Origin of the sequence: Pseudomonas nitroreducens TX1 (assembly GCF_000313755.1) — a bacterium.
GTDB classification, from domain to species: Bacteria; Pseudomonadota; Gammaproteobacteria; order Pseudomonadales; family Pseudomonadaceae; genus Pseudomonas; species Pseudomonas nitroreducens_A.
Genome location: NZ_AMZB01000105.1, coordinates 15,826 through 42,817 on the forward strand (window position 1 = coordinate 15,826; position 26,992 = coordinate 42,817).

General features: G+C 64.8%; 28 protein-coding genes. 15 read left to right on the forward strand and 13 right to left on the reverse strand.

Going from position 1 to position 26,992, the window contains the following annotated elements:
* Positions 1-8 precede the first annotated feature (8 nt).
* Positions 9-233: a thioredoxin gene (locus tag C167_RS0111805; RefSeq protein WP_017518487.1), complete on the reverse strand. Its 225-nt coding sequence runs from the start codon at positions 231-233 to the stop codon at positions 9-11.
* 109 nt (positions 234-342) lie between these two features.
* Here C167_RS0111805 and C167_RS0111810 point away from each other — a divergent pair, with 109 nt between their 5' ends.
* Positions 343-912: a MarR family winged helix-turn-helix transcriptional regulator gene (locus C167_RS0111810; RefSeq protein ID WP_017518488.1), complete on the forward strand. Its 570-nt coding sequence runs from the start codon at positions 343-345 to the stop codon at positions 910-912.
* 158 nt (positions 913-1,070) lie between these two features.
* Here C167_RS0111810 and C167_RS0111815 read toward each other — a convergent pair whose 3' ends face one another.
* The 4 genes from C167_RS0111815 to C167_RS0111830 form a co-directional block, all read right to left on the reverse strand.
* Positions 1,071-2,360 carry an outer membrane protein transport protein gene (locus C167_RS0111815; RefSeq protein ID WP_017518489.1) on the reverse strand — a complete coding sequence of 430 codons (1,290 nt, stop codon included), beginning with the start codon at positions 2,358-2,360 and terminating at the stop codon, positions 1,071-1,073.
* A gap of 185 nt (positions 2,361-2,545) precedes the next feature.
* The gene (locus C167_RS0111820; protein ID WP_017518490.1) at positions 2,546-3,025 is read right to left on the reverse strand and encodes a hypothetical protein; all 480 of its coding nucleotides are present in this window, start codon (positions 3,023-3,025) and stop codon (positions 2,546-2,548) included.
* A gap of 182 nt (positions 3,026-3,207) precedes the next feature.
* A complete protein-coding gene (locus tag C167_RS0111825) occupies positions 3,208-3,861 on the reverse strand; it encodes a tetratricopeptide repeat protein (protein ID WP_017518491.1) in 654 nt (217 codons plus the stop codon).
* A gap of 115 nt (positions 3,862-3,976) precedes the next feature.
* Positions 3,977-4,831, reverse strand: coding sequence for a sulfurtransferase (locus C167_RS0111830; protein ID WP_017518492.1), 855 nt, complete (start codon positions 4,829-4,831; stop codon positions 3,977-3,979).
* A gap of 79 nt (positions 4,832-4,910) precedes the next feature.
* On the opposite strand from C167_RS0111830, the gene C167_RS0111835 reads away from it, so the two are divergent.
* Positions 4,911-5,705: a lysophospholipid acyltransferase family protein gene (locus C167_RS0111835; protein WP_017518493.1), complete on the forward strand. Its 795-nt coding sequence runs from the start codon at positions 4,911-4,913 to the stop codon at positions 5,703-5,705.
* A gap of 22 nt (positions 5,706-5,727) precedes the next feature.
* Here C167_RS0111835 and C167_RS0111840 read toward each other — a convergent pair whose 3' ends face one another.
* On the reverse strand, positions 5,728-6,789 hold the full coding sequence (locus C167_RS0111840) for an SMP-30/gluconolactonase/LRE family protein (protein WP_017518494.1): 1,062 nt from the start codon (positions 6,787-6,789) through the stop codon (positions 5,728-5,730).
* A gap of 134 nt (positions 6,790-6,923) precedes the next feature.
* Between C167_RS0111840 and rnd the strand changes: the two genes are divergently transcribed.
* The 3 genes from rnd to C167_RS0111855 all read left to right on the forward strand — a co-directional run bounded on the left by rnd (position 6,924) and on the right by C167_RS0111855 (position 9,569).
* Positions 6,924-8,060 carry a ribonuclease D gene (gene rnd / locus C167_RS0111845; protein WP_017518495.1) on the forward strand — a complete coding sequence of 379 codons (1,137 nt, stop codon included), beginning with the start codon at positions 6,924-6,926 and terminating at the stop codon, positions 8,058-8,060.
* A gap of 33 nt (positions 8,061-8,093) precedes the next feature.
* Positions 8,094-8,387: a YcgL domain-containing protein gene (locus tag C167_RS0111850; RefSeq protein ID WP_017518496.1), complete on the forward strand. Its 294-nt coding sequence runs from the start codon at positions 8,094-8,096 to the stop codon at positions 8,385-8,387.
* 249 nt (positions 8,388-8,636) lie between these two features.
* A complete protein-coding gene (locus tag C167_RS0111855) occupies positions 8,637-9,569 on the forward strand; it encodes a D-2-hydroxyacid dehydrogenase (RefSeq protein ID WP_017518497.1) in 933 nt (310 codons plus the stop codon).
* A 96-nt stretch (positions 9,570-9,665) separates the two neighbouring features.
* Here C167_RS0111855 and C167_RS0111860 read toward each other — a convergent pair whose 3' ends face one another.
* Complete coding sequence (locus C167_RS0111860; RefSeq protein WP_017518498.1) at positions 9,666-10,259, reverse strand: nitroreductase family protein; 594 nt, start codon at positions 10,257-10,259, stop codon at positions 9,666-9,668.
* A 245-nt stretch (positions 10,260-10,504) separates the two neighbouring features.
* On the opposite strand from C167_RS0111860, the gene C167_RS0111865 reads away from it, so the two are divergent.
* Positions 10,505-10,954 carry a YcgN family cysteine cluster protein gene (locus C167_RS0111865; protein WP_017518499.1) on the forward strand — a complete coding sequence of 150 codons (450 nt, stop codon included), beginning with the start codon at positions 10,505-10,507 and terminating at the stop codon, positions 10,952-10,954.
* 7 nt (positions 10,955-10,961) lie between these two features.
* On the opposite strand, the gene C167_RS0111870 is transcribed toward C167_RS0111865, so the two are convergent.
* Together C167_RS0111870 and C167_RS0111875 are read right to left on the reverse strand one after the other, a co-directional pair.
* The gene (locus tag C167_RS0111870; RefSeq protein WP_017518500.1) at positions 10,962-11,303 is read right to left on the reverse strand and encodes a CPCC family cysteine-rich protein; all 342 of its coding nucleotides are present in this window, start codon (positions 11,301-11,303) and stop codon (positions 10,962-10,964) included.
* Positions 11,303-13,363: a S9 family peptidase gene (locus C167_RS0111875; RefSeq protein WP_017518501.1), complete on the reverse strand. Its 2,061-nt coding sequence runs from the start codon at positions 13,361-13,363 to the stop codon at positions 11,303-11,305. Before C167_RS0111875 ends, C167_RS0111870 begins: the two co-directional genes overlap by 1 nt.
* A 103-nt stretch (positions 13,364-13,466) precedes the next feature.
* Between C167_RS0111875 and C167_RS0111880 the strand changes: the two genes are divergently transcribed.
* The 4 genes from C167_RS0111880 (at position 13,467) to C167_RS0111895 (ending at position 15,840) form a co-directional block, all read left to right on the forward strand.
* Positions 13,467-13,937: a hypothetical protein gene (locus C167_RS0111880; RefSeq protein WP_017518502.1), complete on the forward strand. Its 471-nt coding sequence runs from the start codon at positions 13,467-13,469 to the stop codon at positions 13,935-13,937.
* 64 nt (positions 13,938-14,001) lie between these two features.
* The gene (locus tag C167_RS0111885; RefSeq protein ID WP_017518503.1) at positions 14,002-14,448 is read left to right on the forward strand and encodes an HIT family protein; all 447 of its coding nucleotides are present in this window, start codon (positions 14,002-14,004) and stop codon (positions 14,446-14,448) included.
* 3 nt (positions 14,449-14,451) lie between these two features.
* A complete protein-coding gene (locus C167_RS0111890) occupies positions 14,452-15,225 on the forward strand; it encodes a class II glutamine amidotransferase (RefSeq protein ID WP_017518504.1) in 774 nt (257 codons plus the stop codon).
* 90 nt (positions 15,226-15,315) lie between these two features.
* A complete protein-coding gene (locus tag C167_RS0111895) occupies positions 15,316-15,840 on the forward strand; it encodes a DUF2937 family protein (protein ID WP_017518505.1) in 525 nt (174 codons plus the stop codon).
* Between the two features lie 101 nt (positions 15,841-15,941).
* Here the strand turns inward: C167_RS0111895 and aceK are convergent, their stop codons facing one another.
* Positions 15,942-17,690: a bifunctional isocitrate dehydrogenase kinase/phosphatase gene (aceK, locus tag C167_RS0111900; RefSeq protein WP_017518506.1), complete on the reverse strand. Its 1,749-nt coding sequence runs from the start codon at positions 17,688-17,690 to the stop codon at positions 15,942-15,944.
* A gap of 163 nt (positions 17,691-17,853) precedes the next feature.
* Between aceK and C167_RS0111905 the strand changes: the two genes are divergently transcribed.
* The gene (locus tag C167_RS0111905) at positions 17,854-18,351 is read left to right on the forward strand and encodes a GNAT family N-acetyltransferase (protein ID WP_017518507.1); all 498 of its coding nucleotides are present in this window, start codon (positions 17,854-17,856) and stop codon (positions 18,349-18,351) included.
* 85 nt (positions 18,352-18,436) lie between these two features.
* Positions 18,437-19,342, forward strand: coding sequence for a DMT family transporter (locus C167_RS0111910; RefSeq protein WP_017518508.1), 906 nt, complete (start codon positions 18,437-18,439; stop codon positions 19,340-19,342).
* A 325-nt stretch (positions 19,343-19,667) separates the two neighbouring features.
* Here C167_RS0111910 and C167_RS0111915 read toward each other — a convergent pair whose 3' ends face one another.
* From C167_RS0111915 to cysK, 3 genes are all read right to left on the reverse strand, one after another.
* Positions 19,668-20,573, reverse strand: a complete 906-nt coding sequence (locus C167_RS0111915; RefSeq protein ID WP_017518509.1) for a DMT family transporter — start codon at positions 20,571-20,573, stop codon at positions 19,668-19,670.
* Between the two features lie 440 nt (positions 20,574-21,013).
* A complete protein-coding gene (locus C167_RS0111920) occupies positions 21,014-22,108 on the reverse strand; it encodes a polyamine ABC transporter substrate-binding protein (protein ID WP_017518510.1) in 1,095 nt (364 codons plus the stop codon).
* Between the two features lie 212 nt (positions 22,109-22,320).
* Positions 22,321-23,295, reverse strand: coding sequence for a cysteine synthase A (gene cysK, locus C167_RS0111925; RefSeq protein ID WP_017518511.1), 975 nt, complete (start codon positions 23,293-23,295; stop codon positions 22,321-22,323).
* Between the two features lie 295 nt (positions 23,296-23,590).
* Between cysK and C167_RS0111930 the strand changes: the two genes are divergently transcribed.
* From C167_RS0111930 to C167_RS0111940, 3 genes are all read left to right on the forward strand, one after another.
* Positions 23,591-24,436, forward strand: coding sequence for an AAA family ATPase (locus C167_RS0111930; protein ID WP_015476360.1), 846 nt, complete (start codon positions 23,591-23,593; stop codon positions 24,434-24,436).
* 131 nt (positions 24,437-24,567) lie between these two features.
* Positions 24,568-25,749 (forward strand): vWA domain-containing protein, encoded by a 1,182-nt coding sequence (locus C167_RS0111935; protein ID WP_017518512.1) that lies wholly within the window; start codon positions 24,568-24,570, stop codon positions 25,747-25,749.
* 223 nt (positions 25,750-25,972) lie between these two features.
* Entirely contained in the window at positions 25,973-26,992 is a 1,020-nt protein-coding gene (locus tag C167_RS0111940) for an AraC family transcriptional regulator (RefSeq protein ID WP_017518513.1), read from the forward strand.

Genomic DNA, 26,992 nt, shown 5'->3' on the forward strand with positions numbered 1-26,992 from the left:
CTCCCGCCCTATTTCAGATCGGCAAGGGCGGCGCCGAAGTTCAGATGTAGCACCTGCCCATCGACCACCAGCGCCGGTACGGATTTCACCCCAGCCGCTTCGGCTTCGGCAACGCGTGGCGATTGCCCGCCCAGATGTACGACTTCGACTTCGCGGTTCAGCAGCGGCAGCAGCGCGCGCTCGGCTTCGAGGCAGACGGGGCAACCAGCATGGTAATAAACGGCTTCGCTCATGATCGTTCTCCTGATGTGATATCGATGCGATACCAAATTAGTCTGCGATCGAAAAGAAGCTTCTGTCAAACTGGTTTTTGATCGATACTATCTATCGGAGGGATCAGCCATGACCGATACGCCCCTGTACGACTACCTCGAACGCATCGCCAGCCTGATGCGCGCCTGGGCGCGCGAGCAGCCGCTGATGGCGGATCTGCAGCCGATCCAACTGAGCGCGCTGAACTACCTGGCGCGCTGCAATCGCTATTCGAATACCCCGCTGGGGGTGACGGATTTCCTCGGGCTGACCAAGGGCACGGTATCCCAGTCGCTCAAGGCCTTGGAGGCCAAGGGCCTGATCGAGAAGCGCCCGGATGCGCAGGATCGTCGCAGCGTGCATCTGGAACTGACGACGCAGGGCAGGGGACTGATCGATGCCCTGGTACCGCCGGCTTTCCTGCGTAATGCGGAGGAGGCCATGGGGGCGCGCGGCGAGTTGCTGGTCGAACTGCTGCGGGAACTGCTGGGAGCCGTGCAGCGTCAGGAAAACGTGCCGGGCTTTGGTCTGTGCCGGACCTGTCGTTTTCACCAGAAGCGGGAGGACGGTGCGCACTGTGGGTTGACTGGGGAGCCGCTGGAGGCGGGCGCTGGCGAACTGATCTGCCGCGAGCATGCGCAACCCGACCAGGCCGCCTGAGCTTTTCGTAGGAGCGAGCTTGCTCGCGAACCGCCTGGCTCCGAAGTTGCCGTAAAGTTTTGTTCGCGAGCAAGCTCGCTCCTACAAGGTTTGCCATGAATCGCGGGCATGAAAAAGCCGGGCATAGAGCCCGGCTTTTTCGTGGCACAGCGTGGCTATCAGAAGCGATAGGTCATCTGCGCGGTCAGGCCGTGGGCGCTGTTGTCGTACTTGGCGCTGTAGGCGGGCTGCAGTTGCGTGCCGGCCAGTTCCTGACCGTCCTGCTGGTTCACGCCGGCGGTGGATTCCCACAGATAGGCGTAGGCCACGTCGATGGTCATGTCGGCGTTGGGCGAGTAACCGGCGCCCAGGGTGAAGATCTTGCGATCACCCACCGGGATGCGGACGTTGCGGTGCTCGTTAGTGGTCGGCGATGGATCGTAGGCGAAGCCGGTACGCAGCACCCACTGGTCGTTGAACTGGTAGGAAGTACCGATCGCGGCGGACCAGGTGTCGTGCCAGCTCAGGTCCTCGCCAATGGTATCGAAGGCGGCCAACGGAGCACCGGTATTCTGCACTTCGATGGACTTCAGACGGCTCCAGCGCGTCCAGGTGGTGCCGCCGTAGACGGTCCAGCGGTCATCCAGCTTCTGGGTGATGGACAGGTCCAGGGACTCGGGCAGGGTGATGTCCAGGCTGGCGTCCATACGCGAATCGAACAGGCCACCCGGGGAGTTGGATACGGTGGTGTGGCCGTCGAGCTTGTACTTGACCTTGGAGTGGTAGGTCGCGCCGAGCGAGGTGCTCTCGGTCGGGGTGACCAGTACGCCGACGTTGAAGCCGGCGGCGGTATCGTCGCCCTTGATGCTGATCTTGGTGTCGTCGCCGTTGCCGCCGAGGGCGCCGTTCAGCGCGCCGGTGTTCAGGTAGTTCTCCAGCTTGCCGTCGATGCGGTTGATGGTCGGGCCGAAGCCGACAGCCACCACGTCGTTGAACTTGTAGCTGATGGTCGGCTGGACGGTGATCACCTGGACCTTGCTGTAGGAACCGTGGGAACGGCCCTGGAAGCCACTTTCGTAGTCGTTGATGATGCCGTAGGGCACGTAGATGCCCAGGCCGACGCTGACCTTGTCGTCCAGCGGGGTGGAGAAGTAGCCGAAGGGAACAGCGGCAACCGGGACGGAGTCGCCCTTGTTGGAGCCCGAGGCGCTGCTGTGGGCGTCGCTGATGTCGTCCTTGGCGGACACCACGGCCAGACCGCCGCTGACTTCAGTTCGCTTGAGCTTGGAAATGCCGGCAGGGTTGCCGTAGATGGTGCTGGCGTCCAATGCCGAGGAAGCGCGGCCCGCGTAAGCGGTACCGGCGCCGCTGGCGCTCTGCTCGTTGATGGCGATGCCGTTGGCAAACACCTGGGCGGAGGCAGCGCTAATGGTCAGTGCGAGGGTGGTCTTGAGCCATGTTGTTTTCATTGTAAGAGCAACTCCTGTGTTTATCGGCGCGCAAGCTACCAAGATTCCCGGGTCTTGGGTAGTGGTCGGCAGGCGCTCTACCTTGGGCTTCGGGGCTCAAACGAGCGTTCCATCTGATTGATGTCCGTTCGTCGCTGTATGTAAATTATTTCTGACCGATTGGTCACCATTCGGGCGTGAAGTATTCAGGCGACTCGACTGAGATTTCCGACGTAGCTGTGCCAGGCATCGACGAAGTCGTGGAGGCGCCCATGAGGGTGGAAAACCTGGCGCCATACCCGGGCCAGTTCCATGGGGTCGTCCGTCAGCGGCAGGGCCAGTCGCTCCGCCTCCACCAGCATCCAGGCGATGGCGGTGCTGTAGCGCAGGTTGACCGTGAGTTCGAGATGCGGTGCGTCGAGGAAGGCGTGCTGGCTGGCCAGCCCTCTCACGCGGCTGGCCAGCTCGGGGTCCAGCGCCAGGAATCCATCCCAGAGCGTCTGGTGCCGTTGTTCACCGATGCGATACAGCCCGTGGCCATGGCTGTCATCGAGGGCGCTCCCCAGCGCCGACTGACAGGCCGCTGCCCCCAGCAGCAGCGATTCGGCCGCGACACTGTGACGCCCCAGGTACTGCAGGGTAGGGCGGATCACATACTGGCAGAGATCATTCGCGGCGATTCCCATGACATCCTCGTCATCAATGGCCGGCGGGGCTGGGCGTCTTGGCAGCTTCTGATGATTATCCTCGGCCCCGCCGGAAGCGGACTTAGCCGCTCGAATTGAAGTGTAGTGCGATGAAGATGATGTAAAGGTCTGTTTTTAAATTGTTTCGTCGGCGCAGAAACCCTTCATATTCCTTCTGGCAATTAGATGCTCGGCGGTAACTCCGGCATTGCAGCGAGCTTCTCCTCGGCCTCTTCGTGGCCCTGGTCCGCTGCTTTCTGGTACCAGACGCGCGCCTGCGCCGGGTTCTTCGCCACGCCGCGGCCCTTGGCGTAGCTTTCCGCGACCTGGAACTGGGCATCCACATCGCCTTGCTCCGCCGAGAGCAGGTAGAGGGCGAAGGCCTTCTTGTAGCTGCGGGTCACACCGGTGCCGTTCTCGTACATGATCGCGAGGTTGAATTGCGCGTCCTTGTCGCCTTGGTCGACGGCTTTCTGGTACCAGAACACCGCCTTGGCCGGGTCCTGTTCCACGCCGTCGCCGTTGTCATAGGCGTTGCCCAGGTTGTATTGGGCGCAGGCATGGCCCTGCCTGGCGGCCTTCTCGTACCAGTACGCGGCTTTTTCATAATCCTGGTCGTACTCGTCGCTGCCGGCGTCGTATTCCAGGCCGAGGGTGTACTGGGCGCTGGCATGGCCGGCCTTGGCGGCCTTCACCAGGTCCTCGCCATAGAGATCGGACCATTCGTCCTGGATGGCGCAGGGGGTTGCTTCCAGTTCTGCGGCCTGGACGGGGATGGCACTGCACAGGCCCAGCAACAGACTGGCGAACAGGGTTTGGCGGATGCGCGAAGGCATGGGATCACTCCTTTGAAGAATGGGCACGAGTCTGACCGATGCCCTGACACCTATCCATAGGAACGGAAGGCGGTGGTGTGAAGCGCCTTCCGTTTTTCCCGCCAGAGCGGGCAGATCAATCGCCTTTGGCCACCGGGCGGCGGGCATCGGTAATCCACTCGCTCCAGGACCCGGCATACAGGCGACCCAGCGGGTAGCCCGCCAGGCTCAGGGCGAACAGATTGTGGCAGGCGGTGACGCCGGAACCGCAGTAGGCCACCAGTTCCTCTGCCGGCCGCCCACGCAGCAGGGCGGCGAAACGCTGGTGCAGGTGTTCCGGGCGCAGGAAGCAGCCATCATTGCCCAGATTGTCGGTGAAGGCTGCGCACTGGGCTCCGGGGATGTGTCCGGCGACGGGGTCGATGGGCTCGATCTCGCCACGAAAGCGCGGCAGGCCGCGGGCGTCGATCAGCGGCAGTTCGGCATCGCCCAGCTTCATGGCCAGTTCGTTGGCGCTGATCAGCAGGCGGTTGTCCGGCTCGCCCTTGAAGTCGCCGGGGCGCAACGGCGTTTCGGCGGTGGTCAGACGCAGGCCGGCATTGCGCCAGGCGGTCAACCCACCGTCGAGCAGATAGACGCCCTCGCTCTTGCCCAGCCATAGCAGCAGCCACCAGGCGCGAGCGGCAAAGGCGCCAGGGCCGTCGTCATACAGCACCACTTCGCTATCGGCATTCAGGCCCCAGGCGCGCAGGTGTTCCAGCAGGTGCTGGGGATCGGGCAGCGGATGGCGCCCCGTGACGCCCGGAATCACCGGCGCGGAAAGGTCGCGGTTGAGGTCGGCGAAATGCGCGCCGGGGATATGGTTTTCCTGGTAGCTGCGCGCGCCATAGGCCGGGTCTTCGAGGGCGAAGCGGCAGTCGAGCAGGACGAGATTCGGGTCATCGAGGCGGGCGGCCAGTTGCTCGGGCGTGAGCAGGCGGGCTTGGGTCATGGGCGCGTTCCTGTGTCGTGACGGGGCTTTGGCGCATCATAAGGCTTGTACGATGAAAAGTTGGTGGGAGTTGGCGAACATGTACAACCAGCATCCGGCACCGCGCAAGGCGGGCCCGCTGCGCGTCGCCCTGGTGGGACTGGCGACCGTTCTGATCACCCTGGGCTACAGCGTCCGGGTCCTGGCGCTGGGCGCCATCGGCCGGCTGCGCCGCGCCAAGGTCGACGGCTTCACCCGCGACTGGTCCGGCAGCCTGCTGCGCCTGACGGGCGCGCGCCTGAGCCGCCATGGCGAGGTGCCCGACTTCGGCGATGGCCGTCGCTACATGATCCTCTGCACCCATTCGAGTTTCTACGATATCCCGGCGATCTTCGTGACCCTGCCGGGCTCGATCCGCATGCTCGCCAAGCGCGAACTGTTTGCCGTGCCGGTGTGGGGCGCGGCCATGCGTGCGGCGGAATTCCCGTCCATCGACCGGCACAACCGCCACCAGGCCATGGCCGACCTGGCGAAGGCGCGGGAAATGATGGAAAGCGGCATCGTGCTCTGGGCCGCGCCCGAGGGTACCCGTTCCAAGGATGGCAAGCTGCAGCCGTTCAAGAAAGGCTGCTTCCGCCTGGCCCAGCAGACCGACGCGATCATAGTCCCGGTGGCTATCCGTGGCATCCAGCAACTGCTGCCGGCCGGTGGCCTGAAACTGAACCTCGGCATGCCGGTGGAAGTGCATGTCGGTGCGCCAATCGACTCCACCCAGTTCACCGAGCGCGGCATCGAGGCGCTGATGAGCGAGGTACGCGAGCGCATGCTGGAACTGCTGGACCCCAGTGCCGCACCTGCTCCGGCGCCTGCCCTGAAGGAACAGACGCCGGCCTGAGGTGCCAGCGGGGCTGGATTCTTCAGTGGATGGGCAGCCGGCCGATACGGTCGTTTTCCAGGCTGCCCAGGTAAAGCACGCCGTTCACCGGCTTGGCCGAGGTCACCATGCGCAGGTGCTGGCCGCTGGTGTCATGCAGACTGCGCACGATCTCGCCTTTCTCGTTCACCTGGATAACCAGGCCATAGGCCACCGGCTTGGGCAGGACGGCGCGCGGCAGCTTGGTGAGCTGGCGTTTCAGCCAGGGCATCTGCTGGATCACATCTGCGTCGGCCTTGCGCGGCGAGGGCAGGGCGACCCAGAAGGTGCCGCTGCGGTCGCTGGCGAGGTTATCCGGCAGGCCCGGCAGATTGTCGATGAACACCTCGTGCTGCCCGGCCCTCTCGCCCTTGAGCCAGTAGCGGGTGATGCGGTATCGGTAGGTCTCGTTGACCAACACGAAGTCCTCGTTCTGCGACAGCGCCACGCCATTGGCGAAGTACAGGTCCTTGAGCAGCGTCTCGGTCCTGCCGGTGGCCGGGTCGTAGCGCAGGAGGCGGCCGTGGGGGCGGGCTTCGAGCAGATCGAGGATGTAGTCGGGCTGGTGAAAACGGCTGGACGCGTCGCTGAAGTAGATGCGGCCATCGCTGGCGATGTCCAGGTCGTCGGTGAAGGCGAAGGGAACGCCATCGGCCGAATCGCTCAGCACGCGCATCCTGCCTTGCGGGTCGACCTGCAGCAGGCCTTTCCAGGCGTCGGCGACTATCAGGTTGCCGCTCTTGTCGAACGCCAGGCCCAGCGGGCGACCGCGGGTCTCGACGAAGGTTTCGGCCTTGCCGTCGGCGCCGATGCGCACGATGCGCCCGTCATCCAGCCCGGCGAACACCCGGCCCTGGCTGTCCACTGCCGTGTCCTCCGGGCCGACGATCTGGCCCTGAGCGAGCAGTTCGGCCTTCATCAGGGTGTCATTGGGTTCCATTACGCCGGTCATCGCTGGCGCCTTGGGCGGCGTCCAGGCCAGCGGGTCGATGGGGCTGGGCGTGAGCGCCAGGTAGACCGCCAGGGCCAGGACCAGCACGACGACCAGTCCGAGAAGCTTTTTCATGCGCGAGTTGCCTTCTTGTAGTTGTGGACGGGGCAAAGCGTAGAAGTTGCCATGCAGTCGTCACGGACCGATGGCCGAGTGGAATGCTCGCACATCCTGCATCTCTATATACTGCGCGCACCGAAACGAAGGAGATGTTCGTGACCATCCTCGATATACAGTGGATTCGCGACGATGCCACCCTGGAGCGCAAGTGCCAGGACTGGAAAGAACTGCCCTACCTCGCGCTCGATACCGAGTTCATGCGTGTCGATACCTTCTACCCGGCCGCCGGGCTGGTGCAGGTGGGCGACGGCAACGGCGTGTGGCTGATCGACCCGCTGCTGATCCGCGACTGGTCGCCGTTCGCCGCCGTGCTGGAGTCGCCGCTGGTAGTCAAGGTGTTCCACGCCTGCGGCGAGGACCTGGAGGTGTTCCAGCGCCTGACCGGCAGCCTGCCGCAGCCGCTGTTCGACACCCAATTGGCCGCCGCCTACCTGGGCATGCCGCATTCCATGGGTTACTCCAAGCTGGTGCTGGAAATCCTCGGCCTCGACCTGCCCAAGGACGAAACCCGCTCCGACTGGCTGCAGCGTCCGCTGACCGACATGCAGGTACGCTACGCCGCTGAGGATGTGCAGCACCTGGCCGAAGTCTACGTGAAGCTCGCACCACGCCTGAGTGACGAAAAGCTGCAGTGGCTGCTGGCCGATGGCACCGACCTGACCAACAACCAGAGCCGTGTCAGCGATCCGCAGCAGGCCTACCTCGACGTCAAGCTGGCGTGGAAGCTCAATCGCCAGCAGTTGGCCGTGCTGCGCGAACTGTGCGTCTGGCGCGAGGAACAGGCGCGGCTGCGCAACAAGCCACGCAACCACATTCTGCGCGAGCACACGCTGTGGCCTCTGGCGCGCTTCCAGCCGGTCGACAAGGTCGCCCTGGCGCGCATCGATGACATGCACCCCCGCACCGTGCGCCAGGACGGCGACACCCTGATCGCACTGATAGCCCACGCGGCGAAACTGCCTGAAGCGGCCTGGCCTGAAACCCTGCCCGAGCCGCTGCCGCGCGAGATCACCCCGGTGCTGAAGAAACTGCGCGAAGTCGGCCAGAAGGAAGCCGAGCGCCTGGAGATGGCGCCCGAACTGATGCTGCGCAAGAAAATCCTCGAAGCCCTGCTCAAGACCGGCTGGCCCAACGGCCCCTATCAATTGCCCGATTCGCTGCAAGGCTGGCGGCGCGAGCTGATGGGCCAGGCCCTGCTCGACAGCCTCGCCCAGCCCGACGAATGACGCGGCCTACTCGATAAAGCGGAAAGAACCGACATGAAACGCATCTGCTCCATCTACAAGAGTCCGCGCAAGAACGAGATGTACCTGTACGTCGACAAGCGCGAAGCCCTCAGCCGTGTGCCCGAGGCGCTGCTTGCCGCGTTCGGCGCGCCGCAGCACGCCTTCGACCTTGTCCTGAGCCCCGAACGCCAGCTGGCCCGCGAGGACATCCACCTGGTGCTGGAGAATATCGAGAAACAAGGTTTCCACCTGCAGATGCCGCCAGCGGAGGAGGAGTACATCCAGCACCTCCCCGAGGAATTGCTGCGGCGGAACGACCCGGTCTGATCGCGGCTGTGTCGTCGTGCCGCTCAGGTCGCGCATCCGCCCGGTGGTGGCACTGTGCAAGTGCGCGGCTTGAGCGCATTATGCAGGGGTAAAAAGGGTTCAACGGAGCGGAACGCTTGGTCTCTGGCTGTGTCTATAGCCGCCTGACTTCCCTAGAACTGATGACGATTGCCCCAGGGAAGCTCCCTTGAAGCGAGTCCAGATGCGCCAGCCGGAAATACTCCACCGTTCGAAGCGAAAGGCCTGACCATGCGCCTGCTCGTACTCGATCGCGAACACGCCCTCTATGCCGCCCTGTTGATGGCGGCCGAACCCCGTTTGACGGTGGTCTCCGGCAATAATCCCGACAAGCTGGTGGACGCCGCGGCAGAGTGCCCCGTGTGGCTCGGCGAGCCGACACTGGCCGCGCAACTCCTGCGCCAGGGCGTGCACCCGGTATGGATCCAGTCCAGCTGGGCGGGCATCACCCCGCTGCTGGCCGACGACCTCCCCAAGGATTACGCCCTGACCCGCGCCGTCGGCATCTTCGGGCAGGTCATGACCGAGTACCTGCTCACCTACATGCTTGCCCACGAACGCCAGTTCCTCGGACGCCTGGCCAGCCAGGTCGGCGTGCAGTGGGACGACCGTCCGCCGGGCAGCCTGAGTGGCCGGCAGATCCTCATCGTCGGCACCGGCGAAATCGGCCAGGCCGTGGCGCACATGCTCGCTCCCTTCGGCGTGGAGCTGGTCGGCGTGGCGAAGAACCCGCGCGCGCTGGTGCCCTTTGGTCGCATGGGCGGCCTGGATGACCTGCCACGACTGGCCGAGACCGCCGACTACGTGATCAACCTGCTGCCCGATACGCCGGAAACCGCGGATATCTACAATCTCGCGCTGTTCCAGCGGATGAAGCCCACCGCGCTGTTCCTCAATGCCGGGCGTGGTACTTCGGTGGTGGACGAGGACCTGGTCGCGGCGCTGGAGGCCAACCAGCTGGCCGGCGCAGTGATCGACGTCTGCCGCCAGGAGCCGCTGCCGGCGTCGCACCCGTTCTGGCATACGCCGCGGCTGCTGCTGACCGGCCACACCGCCGCGCCGACGCTGCCCAGCCTGTTGATCGACCTGTTCCGCGACAACCTCACGCGTTTCTGGGCCGGTCAGGCCATGCGCGGCGAGGTGGATTTCAGTCGTGGTTACTGACCGCTGTCGCACCCATGAAAAAGGCCCCAATCGGGGCCTTTTCTTTTGCTCTTCTGTAGGATCGAGCAAGCTCGTTCTTACAGAAGATGGAAGCTGTCAGAGCGAGAAGTCACCCTCTGCCACGATTTCCGCCAGCGGGCGCCGGGTATTCGGCACTTCGCGGGCCTGCAGGCTTTCGGAGAGGATCGACTTGTCGCCCAGCTTGCCGATGGCGATGACCGCGTGGATTTCATGGTCCGCCGGGACCTTCAGCTCGGAACGCGCCAGTTCGCGGTCGAAGCCGGCCATGCCGTGGGTGTGCCAGCCCGCCAGGCTCGCCTGCAGGGCGAGGAAGCCCCAGGCAGAACCCGTGTCGAAGCTGTGCCACAGGGCAGGCTTTTCCTCGCTGGAGCCGGGCGGGGCGAAGGTGGTCTTGGACAGCACCACCACCAGCGCCGAGGCGTTCTGCGCCCAGCCGCGGTTGAATTCGCCCAGCAGGTTCAGGTAGCGCTGCCAGTTCGGCGTGTCGCGCAGCGCGAAGAGGAAGCGCCAGGGCTGCGAGTTGAAGGAGGAAGGCGCCCAGCGTGCGGCCTCGATGAAGCTCAGCAGAGTGGCTTCGGGAATGGCTTCGCCGTTGAAGGCGCGGGGCGACCAGCGATTGATGAACTGCGGGTCGATCGGGTGCTCGGATACGCGAGGGTTGGCGCTCATGGTGGCTCCTTGAAGGGCGTGGATCTGCCGATGGTGCCGTGGTCGGCCGGGCATCGCGGTGGGATCGGGCGGTTGGCGGTTCCGCGTCACGGGTGGAAGGCAGGCGGACCGCGCCCGTGGGCCGATCAAACTAACCAGCGCGGCTCGCTCTGGCAAGCGCTGCGCGGTCAATGGTCGCCTGCGCTTGGCCTGCGCGCGCCGCGGGCTTAGACTTTGCGCCCCGTGAAATAGCCCCTGATCAAAAAATGGCCGCCAAAGTCGAACCCTTCTGGAAACGCAAGACCCTCGCCCAGCTCGACCAGGAAGAGTGGGAGTCGCTGTGCGACGGCTGCGGCCTGTGCTGCCTGCAGAAGCTGGAAGACGAGGACGACGGCACTGTCTATTACACGCGCATCGCCTGCAAGCTGCTGGACCTGAAGACCTGCCGCTGCACCGACTACGCCAACCGCCGCGCCAGCGTTCCGGACTGCATCCAGCTCACCCCGGCCCAGGCCGACGAGTTCCAGTGGCTGCCGCCCACCTGCGGCTACCGCCTGGTGTCCGAGGGCAAGGACCTGCCGCTGTGGCACCACCTGGTCTGCGGCGACCCCGATGCCGTGCACCACGAGCGCATCTCCCAGTCCGGCCGCATGCTCGCCGAGGGCTCGGTGCCCGAAGACGATTGGGAAGAGCACCTGATCTTCCGCGCCGGCTGAGCCGCGCTCAGACCGGCGTGCGCAGCCAGTAGCAGGCTTCCTCGCCGGTCAGCGGCGCCTTGTCGTCGGGCAGCTCCACGCGTTTTTGCCACAACGGGAACCAGCGCTCGTCCTTCACGTCATCGATGGTCGACGGGCGCACCTTGCCACGCAAGCGCCGTTCGCACGCGCCCCACTGCACGAAGTTGACCTGCGCTTCGATCAGGCTCACGGCGTTGGCGCCGCCGCGTGCGTCGGGAAAGCAGAGCTGCAGGTGATCGTCTTCCCAGTAGCAGATCTCGCAGATTTCGTACGACCCCGGAGGGTCGCCGAAACTGAAGTAGCCGCAGCAGGGGCAGGTATAGAGCATCAGGCGTTGCCTTCGATGCCCAGCACCTTGAACAGGAAGGCGTATTCCAGCGCGACGTCCTTCAGGCCCTGGTAGCGACCGCTCATGCCGCCGTGGCCGGCGCCCAGGTCGGTCTTGAGCAGCAGCAGGTTGTTGTCGGTCTTGCTGACGCGCAGCTTGGCCACCCACTTGGCGGCTTCCCAGTACTGCACGCGGCTGTCGTTGTAGCCGGCCACCACCAGCAGGGCGGGATAGTCCTGCGCGCTGACATTCTCATAGGGTGCATAGGCGCGAATGCGCTCGTAGACCTCCGGCTCCTGCGGGTTGCCCCATTCGTCGTACTCGGTGACGGTCAGCGGCAGGTCGGGGTTGAGCATGCTGTTGAGCACATCGACGAAGGGCACTTCGGCGATGGCCGCGGTGAACAGCTGCGGGCGCTGGTTGAGCACCGCGCCGATCAGCAGGCCGCCAGCGCTGCCGCCGCTGATTGCCAGTTGCGTCGGGGTGCTGTAGCCGTGGTCGAGCAGGTGTTCGGCGCAGGCGATGAAGTCGCTGAAGGTGTTCTGCTTGTGCGCAAGCTTGCCAGCGCGGTACCAGGCTTCACCCAGCTCGCCGCCTCCGCGCACATGGGCGATGGCGAAGACGAAGCCGCGCTCCAGCAGGCTCAGGCGGGCGTGGGAGAACCAGGGGTCGAGGCTCTCGCCGTAGGCGCCATAACCATAGAGGTAGAGCGGCGCGGGCTTGCCGCGAGCAATGTCTTCCAGCACCTCGCGGCGGCCGACCAGGCTGATCGGCACCTGCACGCCGTCGGTGGCGTCGGCCCAGAGGCGGCGGCTTTCATAGGCGTCGGCGTCGAACGGGCCTTCCACCGGGGTTTGCTTGAGGACTTTCTGTTCGCCGCTGGCGAGGTCCAGCTGGCGGATCTGTGCCGGGCGATTGAGGGCCTCGTAGCGCAGGCGGATCACCGCGCTGTCGAACTCCAGGCTGTCCTGCACGTAGAGGTTGTAGGCGGCGTCCGGCAGGTCGACGCGGTGCGCCGGCTGGCCGTGCGGGTGAACTTCGACGATCGGCAGGCCGCCTTCGCGCAGGCTCAGGGTCAGTGCGCTGGCGCTCAGGGTCAGGCCTTCGAGCATCACGTCGTCGCGGTGCGCCACCAGCTCGCGCCAGTGTTCGCGGGTCGGCTGCGCTTCGCTGGCGTGGTAAAGGGCGAAGTTGATGCCGGCCTGGTTGCTGCGGATCAGCCAGGCCCAGTCGTCCCCGAGACGGCCATGGTCCGGGTAGTACTCGTGGCCTTCTTCGCGCGGCGCCAGGCAGACGAACTCGCCCTCGGGCTTGTCGGCGTCCAGCACCCAGGCTTCGCTGGTGGTCTTGCTGTTGAGCAGCAGGACCAGCTGACGCTCGGAGCTGGCGCGGTAGCAGTTGAGGAAGAAACGCCCGTCGGGCTCCTCGAACATCAGCTGCGCACCGCTGTCGCCCAGGCGGTGGCGATAGAGCTTGTGCGGGCGATGGGTGTCGTCCAGCTCGCCGAAGAACAGGGTACGGTTGTCGTTGGCCCAGGTCAGGCTGCCGTCGCAGTCGTCGAAAGGCAGGGTGGTGACGCTGCCGTCGGCCAGTTCCTTCACGTAGAGGGTGTAGATCTCGTCGCCACTGGTATCCAGGCTGTAAGCCAGCTTCGAATGATCGGGGCTGATGCTGAAGGCGCCGACCGACAGGAAGCCGTCGCCAGCCAGTTCGTTCGGGTCCAGCAACAACTGCTCGGCGCTCGCCTCGACGGTCAGCGAACCATCGGCTGGGCGCGGGCTGCGGTAATGGCGTGGGTACTCGTCGCCGGCTGTGGTGCGCTGGTAGTAGAGCCAGGGGCCCCAGGGCGTGGGCAGCGACAGGTCGGTCTCGCGGATGCGGCCCTTGATCTCCTGGAACAGGATTTCGCGCAGTTTCGTCTGAGGAAGAAGTCGATCTTCCAGGTAGGCATTTTCTGCTTTCAGGTAGTCGAGGACATCTTCGGCGTCGCGATTCTCCAGCCAGGCATAGGGATCGGCGGCGGCCTCGCGGCGGGCGATGGGGGGCTGGCGGTCGGTCATGGCGAATCCTCGGCGGCGGCATGGATGACGCCCGGCTGCGCACCCATGGGGAAAAGCAGCTATCATACGCACCCCTCTGTCGACACCGCACGTACGCACGCGCATGAACGAACACGATTACACGCTTGCCTGGGGCGCCTATATCGCCGCCGGCCTTGGCCTGACCCTGGTCTGGTTCCTGATGACCGGCTGGATGTGGCGCTGGCTGCGCGAACCCCTGCGGGTGATCGTCATCGTGCTGCTGTTCACTCCGACCCCGGTGGACCCGGCGAACAACCTGTACGCCCCGGCGATCGCCATCACCGCACTGGACGTGGTGTTCAAGGTCGGCAACAACGCCTGGCGCGCCGTCTCCGATCTTGCCCTGGTGCTGCTTGCCGCGTTCGGCCTGTACCTGCTGTTCGTATTGATCCGCTGGCCACTGGAGCGTTCGCTGAAGAAGCGCCGCCAGGACAAGGAAGCCGAAGACGAGCCGACGCTGCGCCAGCTGATGCAGCCTGAACTGGTCGAGGGCGTCGACGCCCACCCGAGCGAACGGCGCGACAACCGCGCGCGGATCGAACCGCGCCTCTAGTCCGGCCTTGCGTCCTGCCCCGCACGCGTCCAGCATGAACTGAACAGCCTTTCGAGGAGTTCCCATGGACTGCGTGTTCTGCGCCATCGCGGCCGGTCGCGTGCCGGCCCGTATCCTCTACGAAGACGATCATTTCATCGTGCTGCTGGACATCTACCCCCTGCGCCCCGCACACCTGCTGCTGGTGGCCCGCGAGCACGCGACCTTCCTGCACCAGCTCTCCGAGGCGGCGCAACAGGACCTGATCCCGCTGGCCGAGCGCATGGAGCGCGTGCTGCGCCGCGCCGGCTATGGGCGGGTCGGTATCAACCTGTTGGTCAACGATGGCCCCGCGGCCAACCAGCACGTACCACATTTTCATCTGCACCTTATCCCGCGAGAGTTGAGCGACCTGCCGGCCCTGCTGCTGCGCGCGCTCACGCGGTTCCTGCCGTTGGGGCGGAAAAGGATGCAGAATCGCCTGGAACGCGAGCTGCATCAGCTGCGCGAGGCACTGATGGAGGAGAACTGATTCATGTGCGAGTTGCTCGGCATGAGCGCCAACGTCCCGACGGACATCGTCTTCAGCTTCACCGGGCTGATGCAGCGCGGCGGCGGCACCGGCCCGCACCGTGACGGCTGGGGCATTGCCTTCTATGAAGGGCGCGGTGTGCGGCTGTTCCAGGACCCGTCAGCCAGCGTCGACTCGGAAGTTGCGCGGCTGGTGCAGCGCTATCCGATCAAGAGCGAAGCGGTGATCGGCCATATCCGCCAGGCCAACGTCGGCAAGGTCTGCCTGTCCAACACCCACCCGTTCGTGCGCGAAATGGGCGGCCGCTACTGGACGTTCGCCCACAACGGCCAGCTTGCCGACTTCCATCCCGAGCCCGGCCTTTGCCGCGCAGTGGGCGACACCGACAGCGAAGCGGCTTTCTGCGACCTGCTCAACCGCGTGCGCCGAGCCTTCCCCGAGCCCGTGCCGGTAGAGGTGCTGCTGCCCACCCTGGTCACTGCCTGCGCCTCCTACCGGGAGAAGGGCGTGTTCAACTGCCTGCTCAGTGACGGCGACTGGTTGTTCACCTTCTGCAGCACCAAGCTGGCCTGGATTACCCGCCGCGCGCCGTTCGGCCCGGCCCGCCTGCGTGATGCCGACGTCACGGTGGACTTCCAGTCGGAAACCACCCCCAACGACGTGGTGACGGTGATTGCCACCGAACCGCTGACCGACAACGAAAACTGGACCCTGATGCAGGGCGGCGAATGGATGCTCTGGTGGCGTGGCGAGATCGTCACCCAGGGCCGCATCTGATCGGGACGTGAAGCATTCCCGGAATGCCGGTGCGGCAAACGGGAGAATCCGGCGTCGCCTTGCACATCCATAAGAACGAAGGGGAAAAGAATGCTACGCAGCTACGTACGCATGGTGCTGTTTGCGCTGGGGCTGATGGTCGCGGTCCAGGTGCCGGGCTTCATCAAGGACTACGCGCAACGCGTCGACGCCCATCGCATCGAGGCAGCCCAGGCACTGCAGGGCTTCAAGGACACATCGGGGCAGTTCTTCAAGGGTGACCTGAGTGCCCTGGTGGCGCACTACCGTGGCAGCGCCGATCCGGTATTCCAGCGTGACGCCGATAACATCGAGCGCCTGATGCGCCGCGCCCAGTTGTTCGAGAACGAATGGCAGGCGCTGCAGGGCAACTGGTACCAGCGCGCGCTGCACATGCTGACTGCGCCGAACCACGAGCTGCTGCAGGAAACCTACGCGAATTATCGTTACCAGGTGGTGCTGGAGCCCGAGGCCATCGGCTGGGCGCTGGCCGGCGGCCTGCTGCTGGCGTGGATCGCCGAGGTGCTGATGGCCTCGGTGGCGGCGCTGGTGGGCCTGGGGGACAACCGCCACGCTTCGCGGCGGCATTGGAACTGAACCTCGACGGCTCTTCGTAGGAGCGAGCTTGCTCGCGAGCCGGTATCAGCCCGACGTGTCGATGTCAGGTGGGATGCCGTTGTTCGCGAGCAAGCTCGCTCCTACAGGTTGGCCTGACGCCCCAAGGCTACCTCCGGCGATTCATGCCGGCGGTAGGGGAACACGTCGATCACTTTTCCCGCGCGAATCTGCTCCTGCAGCCCCTTCCAGTAATCCGCGTCGAACAGGTTGCCGTGCAGCTTGGCGAATTGCCGCCGCAGCTTCAGGTCGACGAACAGGAAACGCGGGAACTCTTCCGGGAACACATCCATCGGCCCCACCGAGTACCAGGGCTCGGAGGACATCTCGTCCTCTTCGTAGCGCGCCGGCGGGATGTGGCGGAAGTTCACTTCGGTCAGGTAGCTGATCTCGTCATAGTCGTAGAACACCACGCGGCCGTGGCGGGTGACGCCGAAATTCTTCAGCAGCATGTCGCCGGGGAAGATGTTCGCCGCCGCCAGTTGCTTGATTGCCAGGCCGTAGTCCTTCAGCGCTTCTTCCACCTGCGCCGGGGTGGCGTGTTCCAGGTAGATGTTCAGCGGAGTCATGCGGCGTTCGGTCCAGCAGTGGCGGATCAGCACCACGTCGCCTTCCAGCATCACGGTGGAGGGCGCGACGTCGAGCAGTTCGGCAAGGCAGTCGGGATCGAACTTGCCCACCGGGAAGCGGAAGTCGGCGAACTGCTGGGTATCGGCCAGGCGCCCGACGCGGTCATGGTTCTTCACCAACTGGTACTTCTGGATCACCGTGGCGTGGTCAACGGTCTTGGCCGGGTTGAAGTTGTCCTTGATGATCTTGAACACGGTGTTGAAGCCCGGCAGGGTGAAGACGCTCATCACCATGCCGCGCACCCCCGGGGCCATGACGAAGCGGTCGTCGGTGGTGGCCAGGTGGTTGATCAGCGCGCGGTAGAACTCGCTCTTGCCCTGCTTGTAGAAGCCGATGGAGGTGTACAGCTCGGCGATGTGCTTGCCCGGCAGCAGACGCTTGAGGAAGGCGACCATTTCCGCCGGCACCGGCGCGTCGACCATGAAGTAGGAGCGGGTGAAGGAAAAGATGATCGAGACTTCCGCCTCGTCAGTGATCACCGTGTCGAACTGGATGCCGCGGCCCTCGTGGTGCACCAGCGGGAACACCAGCGGCCACTGCTCCTCGGGAGTGAACAGGCGGCCCACCAGGTAGGCGCCCTTGTTGCGGTAGAACACCGAGCCGATCAGTTCGATGGTCAGGGTCGGGTCCTTGCACACCCAGTCCGGCAGGTTGGCATGCAGCAGGTTGTCCATGCGCTCCAGGTCGCGTTCACGGTCGTCGTAGTCCACGGCGAAACGGTAGTCATCGAAGATGTTCTCCAGCGCCTGGCGCAGCTTGCCGCCGGGCCGGTAGATGCGCGTGTGCGGATCGCGCGAATGGGCGCGCAGCGAGGGCCGAGTGGTGTGCACGAACATCGTGCCGTCGCTGATGTTGTCGTGGCTGAACAGGCCGCAGAAGATCGAGTTGAACCAGGTTTCCGCCAGTTCGTCGTCCAGCCGCGGATCGATCAGGGTGATGTAGGCGCTCTTCGCGATCGGCCAGCGCTCCACGTCCACCAGATCGATGCCGGCCATGGCGCGGGTCAGGCGGCCAACGGTCTCGGCGACCATTTCCTCGTACAGCTCGATGCGCTCGGCGGAAGCCCGCTGGGCCTCCTGCCACTGCGCCTGCTCGAAACGCGCGGGCGCTCCGGCGGTGATCTGGTGGAACTTTGCGCGGTAGTCGTCGAAGCCTTCGAGGATCAGGGTCGCGATCTCGGTTGCTGGCCAGTGCTGAGCCATGGGAGTGCCTCTGCAGAGTTCTTGTGCAGCGAGCTTAGCCAGGGGGGACGGCAAGGGAAAGGGCGGATTCGTCAGCATTTGCCGCCACTTTCCCGCCGATTTCGCGCGTATGCTGGTCGCCCCGTTCCCGGGGGCAATCGTTTCGGCAAGGAGCTGATATCCGATGAATGAGATCCACATTGAGCGTTGCACCGAGCAGCATATTGAGGCGTTGACCGCCCTCTACAATGAGCCTGCCGTGGCCCGCCAGGTGCTGCAGATGCCGTATCAGGCACCCGCTCTGTGGCGCAAGCGCATGTGCCTGGATGAGGAGGGGCTGGTGACGCTGGCGGCCATGCATCAGGGCGAATTGGTAGGGACTGCCACATTGGACAAGTGCATTCGCCTGCGCCGCAGTCATGCCGGCAGCATCGGCATGGGCGTCGCCGTGGCTTGGCAAGGACGAGGCATTGGCAGTCGGCTGTTGGCGGAGTTGCTGGAGATTGCCGATAACTGGATGAACCTGCGTCGCGTCGAACTTACGGTCTACAGCGACAATGAGCCCGCCATTTCGCTGTACCGCAAGTTCGGCTTCGTCGAGGAAGGCACGCTACGCGATTACGCCTACCGCGATGGCGAATTCGCCGACGCACTGAGCATGGCCCGGCTGCGTCGCCGTTGACGGTGGACTTTGAAAGTCAGCTATGGATGGATGCTGTTTTCCACTGGCGTAGGCTGGTGGTTCGCTTGCCCTGGAGCTCTTTGCGATGAACGTCGCTGCCTTGTTGAACCTGCTCGCTCTGGCTGCCATCTGGGGCGCCAGCTTTCTCTTCATGCGCCAACTGGTGCCCGCTATTGGCGTCATGCCGACGGCGTTCTTCCGGGTTTTCCTCTCGGCCATCGGGCTGGTCGTGATCCTGCTGGCGATGCGCACACGCTGGGACTTTCGCGGCAAGCTTTCGCGCATCCTGACCATCGGTGTGATCAGCTCGGGCATCCCGGTGTTGATGTACAGCCTGGCGGCGCAATTCCTGCCGGCGGGCTACTCGGCGATCTTCAACGCCACCACGCCGCTGATGGGCGTGCTGATCGGCTCGCTGTTCTTCGGCGAGTCACTGACCGGCGCAAAGGCGGGGGGCGTGCTGCTGGGGCTGGCCGGTGTGGCGGTGCTGACTCGCGCCGGCCCGGTGCCTTTTGATGCGGGACTGCTATGGGGCGCCGCCGCCTGCCTGGTGGCGACGACCTGCTACGGTTTCGCCGGCTTCGTCACCAAGCGCTGGATCAACGACCAGGGCGGCCTGGACTTCGGTGTCTCGGCCCTGGGCAGCCAGACCGGCGCGACCCTGTGCCTGTTGCCGTTCTTCCTGGGTACCAGCCTGGACATGCCGCTGGCGCCGCTTCTCGAACCGAAGATACTGCTGGCGCTGGCTGGCCTTGGCTTTCTCTGCACGTCCTTCGCCTACGTCCTGTACTTCCGCCTGCTGGCCAGCATCGGCCCGCTGAAGACCATGACAGTGACCTTCCTGATTCCGCCGTTCGGTGTGTTCTGGGGCGTGCTGCTGCTGGACGAGTCGCTGTCCTGGGCGCACCTGCAGGGCGGCGTGCTGATCGCCCTGGCGCTTTGGCTGGTGCTGCGGCCGGCGCCGCAGCCCAAGGTGGAGGCGGCGGGGTGAGGGCTATGGACGTTTCCTGATAGCTTGTGCCTACGAGTTTCCCTCTCCCCCGCCCTGGCTGCGCGCCCCGCTCCGAAGGGAGAGGGAGCAGTCCTCTGCGAGCTACAACTCCAGAGTTCTTCCTGTGTTGGCTGGACCGTTCGGACCTTCCAGGCGGCGCAGAATAGCCCCCTCTCGCTGAGGGGAGCGGGGGCGGTCCTCGGCGAGCTGTAACGTCTGAGTTCTTCCGGTGTTGGCAGGACCGCTCCGACCTTCCAGGCGGCGTAGAAAGTCCCCTCTCCCTTCAGGGAGAGGGTCAGGGAGAGGGAGCAGGCCCCACGGTGGACTACCCGTTATCTACCGCTTGTGCACTTCCAGCGCCTCGCGCCGGAGTTGCCTGGCGGAACACCAGCATCAGCCCCACCACGATCAGCCCCATGCCAAGCAGGCCCAGGGCTGAAAGGCGATTGCCGAACACCGCGTAATCCATCAGCGCCGTGACCGCCGGCACCAGGTAGAACAGGCTGGTGACGTTGACCAGGTTGCCCGCCGCGATCATCCGATAGAGCAGCACGGTGGCCAGCACGGAGACCATCAGGCCCATCCACAGCGCACTGAGGATGAACGCGGCGTTCCACTCCACGTGCAGCGGCTGGAAGGGCGCAACGGCGAGGCACAGCACGAGCCCGGCAATGTATTGCAGGGGCAGGGTGCCCAGCGGGTTGTCGCGGATGTTCTTCTGCAGGATCGAACCACCGGTGATCGACAGCAACGCCAGCAGGCAGCAGGCCAGCCCGGCGAAGGTGAGCCCGGACAGCCCGATGCTCTGGTAGACCACCATCACCAGCCCGATCAGCCCCAGTGCAAGGCCGCCCAGGCGCGGAGCCGAATGGCGGCGCTCGAGCAGGAAGCTGGTCAGCATCGGTTGCACGCCCAGCACCGTAGCGATGACGCCCGGAGTAACGTGCAGGTCCAGCGCCATCAGGTAGAAGATCGGGTAGATGCCCAACATCACCAGGCCGGTGAGCACGGCGTGGCGCAGCTGTTTGCGCTCGCGCGGCCAGCGCAGGCCGATCAGTGGCGAGAGGACCAGTAGCGCCACCAGTGCGGTACCGAAGCGGGCGATGAGGAACACCATCGGCGAAGCATGCGCCAGGCCCCACTTGCTGATGATGGCGGCGCTGCTCCACAGCAGCACGAACAGGGAGGTGCCGGCCAGGCCGGCCAGGGAGGAACGGTTGAGCGAAATCATGCAATACACCTGTCGTCAGGCAGATCACGACCGGCCTTCGATGGGCCGGACACATACCGGGAGCCGCGTCAGTCGAGCGCGGCAAACCAGGCGATGGGAAACGCGTGGGGCGTCAGAAACTCACGCCGGGTGGCGGGTAGGCCGCACCGGGAGGCGGAGGCGACGCGACAGCGACGACAGGAGGCGGGGGAGGACAGGCCGCACCCGCACCCGCGCCGCGTGCCGGGGAGGCTGCGACGTTGATTGCCGGATCGGGCAATGGGTTTCGGGACATGGGAGGCGAACCTGTTCAGTGGAGCAGCAACCGGGCTGCGTAGGCTGACTATAGCGGCACGGATTGCTGCTGGCGAGCCCTGTGCGAGTCGCACGGCAAAGCGCGACTTGCGCGACGAAAACCACAACGCGCGGCCGGGGCCGCGCGTTGTCGGTCAAGGTGACGCTTACTTGCCGGTCTTGACGGTGTTCCAGGTGCGGGTGCGCACGCGGTCGATCTTCATCGGCATGGATTCGAGAGCGAACAGCTTGGCCATCTTGTCCTGCGGCGGGTAGATCGCCGGGTCCGCCTTGATCGCCTTGTCCACCAGCGGGTCGGCGGCGAGGTTGCCGTTGGCGTAGTGCACGTAGTTGCTTACGCCGGCCATCACGTCGGGGCGCAGCAGGTAGTTCATGAAGGCGTAAGCGGCTTTCTCATCCGGCGCATCGTTGGGCATGGCGACCATGTCGAACCACAGCGGCGAGCCTTCCTTCGGGGTGGAGTACTGGATTTCCACGCCGTTCTTGGCTTCCTTGGCGCGGGTGGCGGCCTGCAGGATGTCGCCGGAGAAACCGATGGCTACGCAGATCTCGCCGTTGGCCAGGTCGCTGACGTACTTGGAGGAGTGGAAGTAGCGGACGTACGGACGCACCTTGAGCAGCGCTTCCTCGGCCTTCTTGTAGTCATCCAGTTTCTGGCTGTGATGCGGCAGGCCCAGGTAGTTCAGGGTGATCGGCAGCAGTTCCGGGCCGTTGTCCAGCACCGCTACCCCGCACTTGGCCAGCTTCTCCATATATTCGGGCTTGAAGAAGATGTCCCACGAGTCGATCGGCGCGTTGTCACCCAGCACTTCCTTGACCTTCGCCGGGTTGTAGCCGATGCCGGTGGTGCCCCACAGATAGGGGAAGCCGTGCTCGTTGCCCGGGTCGTTCACTTCCAGCGCCTTCATCAGCACCGGGTTGAGGTTCTTCCAGTTCGGCAGCTGGCTCTTGTCCAGTTTCTTCAGCGCGCCGGCCTGGATCTGCTTGGCCATGAAGTGATTCGACGGCACCACGATGTCGTAACCGGATTTGCCGGTCATCAGTTTGCCATCGAGGGTCTCGTTGCTGTCGTAGACGTCGTAGGTCGCCTGGATGCCGGTTTCCTTGGTGAAGGTCGGCACGGTGTCCGGGGCGATGTAGTCGGACCAGTTGTAGATCTTGACGCTCTCGGCCTGGGCGGCGCCAGCGGCAACGGAGAGCGAGAGTGCGAGGGTGGAGAGCAACGGGGCGGAAATTTTCATTCTTGTGTTCCTGACAACGGTGCGGAAAGCCCGGGCCATCCGCGAAAGATGGGCGACGCTTCGTCGCGGGGCTGCGCAAGAATTAACCATTTTGCCGGAACATGGCGAGGGGCCATGGCTGCCTGCGGGTCCGCAGACAGCGCACGTGACTCGGGCCGCACCGATTCGGAACGGCAGGTAGGAATCCGCCCCGCGAAGGGGCGGAATAGAGCTTACTGGACCAGTTCCTGGTCCTCGAACAGGCCGTCGAAGAGCATGGTGGAGAGGTAGCGCTCACCTGAATCCGGCAGCACCACCACTATGGTCTTGCCCTGCATGTTCGGCTCTTCGGCGAGCTTGGCCGCAGCGGCCATGGCGGCGCCGCTGGAGATGCCGCAGAGGATGCCTTCTTCCTGCATCAGGCGCAGGGCCATGTTCTTCGCGTCTTCGTCGGCGATGGTGGCGACGCGGTCGACCAGGGACAGGTCGAGGTTCTTCGGCACGAAGCCGGCACCGATCCCCTGGATCTTGTGCGGGCTGGGTTTGATTTCTTCACCGGCCAGCGCCTGGCTGATCACCGGCGAGGCGACCGGCTCGACAGCCACCGAGAGAATCGGCTTGCCCTTGGTGTTCTTGATGAAGCGTGACACGCCGGTGAGGGTGCCGCCGGTGCCGACGCCGGCGACCAGCACGTCCACCGCGCCGTCGGTGTCGTTCCAGATTTCCGGGCCAGTGGTCTTCTCATGGATCGCCGGGTTGGCCGGGTTGTCGAACTGCGCCGGCATGAAGTATTTCGCCGGGTCGCTGGCGAGGATTTCCTCGGCCTTGGCGATGGCGCCCTTCATGCCCTTGGCCGGCTCGGTCAACACCAGTTCGGCGCCGAGGGCCTTGAGCACCTTGCGGCGTTCCAGGCTCATGGAGGAAGGCATGGTGAGAATCAGCTTGTAGCCACGGGCGGCGGCGACGAAGGCGAGGCCGATGCCGGTATTGCCGGATGTCGGCTCGACCAGGGTCATGCCCGACTTCAGGCGGCCGCTGGACTCGGCATCCCAGATCATGTTGGCGCCGATCCGGCACTTCACCGAGTAGCCCGGGTTGCGCCCTTCGATCTTGGCCAGGATGGTGACGCCGCGCGGGGCGATGCGGTTGATCTGGACCAGCGGCGTATTGCCGATGGACTGCGCGTTGTCTGCGTAGATGCGGCTCATGATGAGAGTCCTTGTCGCTCGAAGGTGATCAGAAAGCCTATTCCCAGCCCGCCTTCCAGTCCAGACGCAGAACCGGCGCAAAGATGGGCGCGGCCCTGCAGGCGCCGGGCTTCACTGGAAACTGCAAAGCGCCGCCGGATATCACGCGTGGCTGGGCCGGGCGTGACCGGGCATTCAGTGACTGAATGCCCGTCCTGCGTTCACAGTCGAGCGCCATGCGCGTTATAGTCGCAGCCTACCCAACGCACTTTTCCGCCCGGGCCTTCCCCGGCCGCTACCGTTCGAGGATTCACCGATGAAGTTCGAAGGCACCCAGTCCTACGTCGCCACCGACGACCTCAAGCTGGCGGTCAACGCCGCCATCACCCTGCAGCGCCCGCTGCTGGTGAAAGGCGAGCCGGGCACCGGCAAGACCATGCTCGCCGAGCAGCTGGCGGAGTCCTTCGGCGCCAAGCTGATCACCTGGCACATCAAGTCCACCACCAAGGCCCACCAGGGCCTGTACGAGTACGACGCGGTCAGCCGCCTGCGCGACTCGCAGCTGGGTGTGGACAAGGTCCACGACGTGCGCAACTACATCAAGAAAGGCAAGCTCTGGGAGGCCTTCGAGGCCGAGGAGCGCGTGATCCTGCTGATCGACGAGATCGACAAGGCCGACATCGAGTTCCCCAACGACCTGTTGCAGGAACTCGACAAGATGGAGTTCTTCGTTTACGAGACCAACGAGACCATCAAGGCCAAACAGCGCCCGATCATCATCATCACCTCCAACAACGAAAAAGAGCTGCCGGACGCCTTCCTGCGCCGCTGCTTCTTCCACTACATCGCCTTCCCCGACCGCGAGACCCTGCAGAAGATCGTCGACGTGCACTACCCGAAGATCAGCGGCACGCTGGTCAGCGAGGCGCTGGACATCTTCTTCGACGTGCGCAAGGTGCCGGGCCTGAAGAAGAAGCCCTCCACTTCCGAGCTGGTGGACTGGCTGAAGCTGCTGATGGCCGACAACATCGGCGAAGCCGTGCTGCGCGAGCGCGACCCCACCAAGGCCATCCCGCCGCTGGCCGGCGCACTGGTGAAGAACGAGCAGGACGTGCAGCTGCTTGAACGCCTCGCCTTCATGAGCCGCCGCGCGAGCCGCTGATGTTCTTACTCCCTCTCCCTTCAGGGAGAGGGCCGGGGAGAGGGAATGGCCCCGTGCCGTGCTTGCCCTCTCCCTAACCCTCTCCCTGAAGAGAGAGGGAACCGTTACCTGCGATTTCCGAGGGCATATCCATGCTGCTCAACCTGTTCAACGAAATGCGCGCGGCCAAGGTGCCGGTGTCGGTGCGCGAGCTGCTCGACCTGATCGATGCGCTCAAGCACCGCGTCGTGTTCGCCGACATGGACGAGTTCTACTACCTCGCCCGCACCATCATGGTGAAGGACGAGCGCCATTTCGATAAGTTCGACCGGGCCTTCGGCGCCTACTTCAAGGGCCTGGAAAAGCTCGACGACCACCTCAAGGCGCTGATCCCCGAAGAGTGGCTGCGCAAGGAGTTCGAGCGACTGCTGACCGACGAGGAGCGTGCGCAGATCCAGTCCCTGGGCGGCCTGGACAAGCTCATCGAGGAGTTCAAGAAACGCCTGGAAGAGCAGAAGGAACGCCACGCCGGCGGCAACAAGTGGATCGGCACCGGCGGCACCAGCCCGTTCGGCTCCGGCGGCTTCAACCCCGAGGGCATACGCGTCGGCGATGCCGGCAAGCGCCAGGGCAAGGCCGCCAAGGTGTGGGACCAGCGCGAGTACAAGAACCTCGACGACCAGGTCGAGCTGGGCACGCGCAACATCAAGATCGCCCTGCGCCGCCTGCGCAAGTTCGCCCGTGAAGGCGCGGCGGAAGAACTGGACATCGACGGCACCATCGACCACACCGCCAAGGATGCCGGCCTGCTCAACATCCAGATGCGCCCCGAACGTCGCAACACCGTGAAGCTCCTGCTGCTGCTGGATATCGGCGGCTCCATGGACGCCCACGTGAAGGTCTGCGAGGAACTGTTCTCGGCCTGCAAGACCGAGTTCAAGCACCTGGAGTACTTCTACTTCCACAACTTCATCTACGAGTCGGTGTGGAAGAACAACCTGCGCCGCTCCAGTGAGCGCACCGCCACCTTCGACCTGCTGCACAAGTACGGGCCGGACTACAAGGTGGTGTTCGTCGGCGACGCCGCGATGGCGCCCTACGAGATCACCCAGGCCGGCGGCAGCGTCGAGCACTGGAACGAGGAAGCCGGCTACGTCTGGATGCAGCGCTTCATGGAGAAGTACAAGAAGCTCATCTGGATCAACCCGTACCCGAAGGACACCTGGAACTACACCGCCTCCACGGGCCTCGTGCGCGAGCTGGTGAAGGAGCAGATGTACCCGCTGACCTTGAGCGGCCTGGAAGAGGGCATGCGCTTCCTCTCTCGCGGTTAACTCCACCGCCATTGAGCATCAGGACGGTGCGCGCGCACCGTCCTGTGTCCGCAAAGGTAACCCCGCTGTCGGGTGGAATCGCTTCCGCCCGACGTCCCGAGCCCCGTAACATGGGGATCGATCCGGCCACGCTGGGTGGCCGGCACGCAACTTGCCTGCTCCTGACCTGCGCCTGTCGCGGTAACACCCGGCGGCGCACCGTGGCGTCTACGATGGGCATCGAATGAATCCTCTGACCTTCTCCCGCTCCACCTGGCTCAACTCCCTGCACATGACCTCGCTGACCGTCGCCCTGATGGAGTCCGAGGGGTACAGCCGCGAGTCCATCCTCGAGGGCAGCGGCATTACCGGCGATGACCTGCTCGACCTGCGCCGGCTGGTCAGCCCCTGGCAGGAGCAGCAAGTCTTCGCCAACGTGCAGAACCTTGCCGGCGAACCCGCCCTGGGCCTGCGCCTGGGGGTACGCACGCGCATCACCGCCTACGGCTTGCTGGGCTACGCGCTGATCTCCGCGCCGACCCTGGGCGAGGCGCTGCGCATCGGGCTGAGCTATCCGGTGCTGCTGGGCACCTACTTCCACCTGGCACTGGAAGTGGACGGCGATATGGCCTGGCTGGTCGCCACCGGCTATGGCGAGGATGAGGCGATGCGCCCGTTCAATACCGAGCTGTGCCTGGGTTCGCTGAAGGTGGCCTGCGCCGACCTGCTCGGCCAGCCGCTGCCTCTGGTGCGCGCCGAATTCGACTACGCCGGCCCGGCCGACCGCCGAGCCGCCTACGCCACGCTGTTCGGCTGCCAGCTGGATTTCGACCGCGCGCGCAGCGCCATCGGCTTCCCCGCGAGCTGGCTGAATATGCGCCTGCCGCTGGCCGATGCCGTGACCCATCGCGAGATGCTCGAACAATGCCGCCGGCAGAACATCGACCTCGCTGCGCGCCGCGCCTGGCTGGACAAGGTCCGCGCGATCCTCGGCGAGCGCCTGCAGGAGCCGCCGGGCCTGGAAGAACTGGCGCGTCGCCTCAACTGTTCCTCGCGCAGCCTGCGCCGCCACCTGCAGCAACAGCAGACCAGCTACCAGCAGCTGCTCGACGAGCTGCGCTTCGCCCGCGCCAAGGAACTGCTGCAGGACGGCGACATGCCGATCTACCGCATCGCCGAGGAACTGGGCTTCAGTGAAACCGCCAGCCTGCGCCATGCCTTCCAGCGCTGGAGCGGCCAGCCGCCCAGTCACTTCCGTGCATAA